Genomic DNA, 2067 nt, shown 5'->3' with positions numbered 1-2067 from the left:
GCCGACGCACCTGCGTATCAAACGATCATCAGCCAATTTAAGTCTAGAAACGTGATTTGACTGCTAGCTTTTTCTGGCGACTAACGCCGCATTAAGGTGTGAGCAGCGCTTGGCTATACTTGAGCGAAGCGAAACTGCCAAGCGTTGCGAATCACTCTTAAATGCTTGTATGGGAAATTATCCCCATTAATCGACCTGTTTCGGGTAATGTGAGACCCAGGCTTTAGCCGCAACTAAAGCTTTCTATGTTGTAGTTCGATTGAACGCTGGCTCCTCTATCGAGAGACCGATAACAAACATGAACGCGACATAGAACTCCAAGCACCAAACTCGAATACTCGACTGGGTCTCGAACCCGCATTACGCAAGCAAGAGTTAGCTTATTATGAATACAAACACACTTCAAAATATTAATGTCGGTGTGGATACTGGCAAAGCAAATCTAGATATCTATATCCGCCCATTTGATATCTTTTTTACTGTTTCTAATGATGATAAAGGGATAAAAGAAGCGGTCAAAATCATCAAGAAACACCAGCCTGAACGCATCGTTATCGAAGCAACTGGCCGCCTTGAAATGCCTTTTATTATCGCCTGTTCCAAAGCCAATTTACCTTTTGTAATTGCCAATCCTATCCACATTAAACGCTTCGCTGGCGCTATTGGCCGCAGAGCTAAAACGGATAAACTGGATGCTCAATTAATCGCTCATTATAGCGAAGCCATTCAACCCCAATTGACCCAGTTAAAACCAGAAATTATGCGTTTAATGAGTGACTTAGTCGCCCGTCGACATCAAATTTTAACGATGCAAACTATGGAAAAGAATCGCTTACAACAACTCCCTAAAACGCTTCATTCCACAATCAATCCAATCATTACTTCCTTCAAAAATCAGATAGAGAAGATCGAAGCACTCATCATTGCTCTCATTGAAAAAACGCCTTCTTATCAGAGCAAAAATATCATTTTACAAAGTGTCCCAGGCATCGGGAAAGTGAGTGCGGCCGCCATCATTAGCAACGTTCCTGAGTTGGGTTATATCAACAATAAACAAGCGGCTTCTCTAATAGGTGTTGCTCCCATGAATAGAGAAAGTGGCCGCTATAAAGGCAAACGAATTATCCAAGGTGGGCGCGCTCAGGTGCGTACAGTCCTGTATATGGCGATGATGTCTGCAATGCAATCTAACCCTGTTTTAAGACCACATATCAGCGATTACTGGAAGCAGGAAAACCCAAAAAAGTAGCCATCATTGCCTGTGTTAGAAAGATGGTTGTGATCCTGAATTCAATGCTAAGAGACGGAACTATGTGGAATGAAAATATGGCGAAAAATTAACTATTGACGCCATACTCGTTTGTTATGYTTAAGGCTCAAAGGGTTAAGTTTTGCGATACCAAAGCTTAACTCAACTTATTTTTGAAAACCAAAACCAGACGCTAAAAAACTGAATTAACTAATAAATTTGAATTTGCTGATATTGAGTTTTAGACTGGAAAACCGAAAACTGGAGCTCAAACTTTGAAACTAAGATCGCGTCATTCGACTCAAAAACGCACTGAACTTTAATGAGGCAACTCTCTGAATTTTTAGCGCCCACGAATTGGAGTCCAGAAAACAGCGAACACTGAAGTTAACCTGCCGACAAGACCAAAATTAGAAAGCCGAGAGTGCAAAGAAAAGATGCAACCAACTGATTTTACGTGACTAAACATAACGCCCAGTTAAGGGGTGAAGCACGCAGTGACTAAGCCTCTGCATGGCACTTCAACACAAAAACCAAAGCATGCCCAAAATGCCACGCGTGCTGAATCCCTCTTGAACTGTTTGTTATGTTTCTATCCGTACCAGTTTTATGTATTCAACCATTTTTCTGTGTATGTTTTTCCTATTTTTATTTTTGAAAGTATTCACTTGAATCTTTTAGAGATTTTTGAGTAAACATTCAGCAATTCAAAATACATTTTGTCCTTCGCCTCACCTTTAGTAAGGTTATTTTCCTCCAGCCACTCCGCGATCTCTTTTATATTTTTTTTGAGCCTCACCGATTTCTTTTGAGTATTT

1 pseudogene is annotated in these 2067 nt (G+C 40.7%); it reads left to right on the top strand.

Going from position 1 to position 2067, the window contains the following annotated elements:
- Positions 1 to 385 precede the first annotated feature (385 nt).
- Positions 386 to 1341: pseudogene (locus CIK04_RS30815) on the top strand (IS110 family transposase).
- The last annotated feature ends 726 nt before the right edge of the window (positions 1342 to 2067 follow it).

It is taken from the genome of Vibrio sp. 03_296 (assembly GCF_002265885.1).
This window is presented reverse-complemented; position numbering and strand designations above follow the sequence as displayed.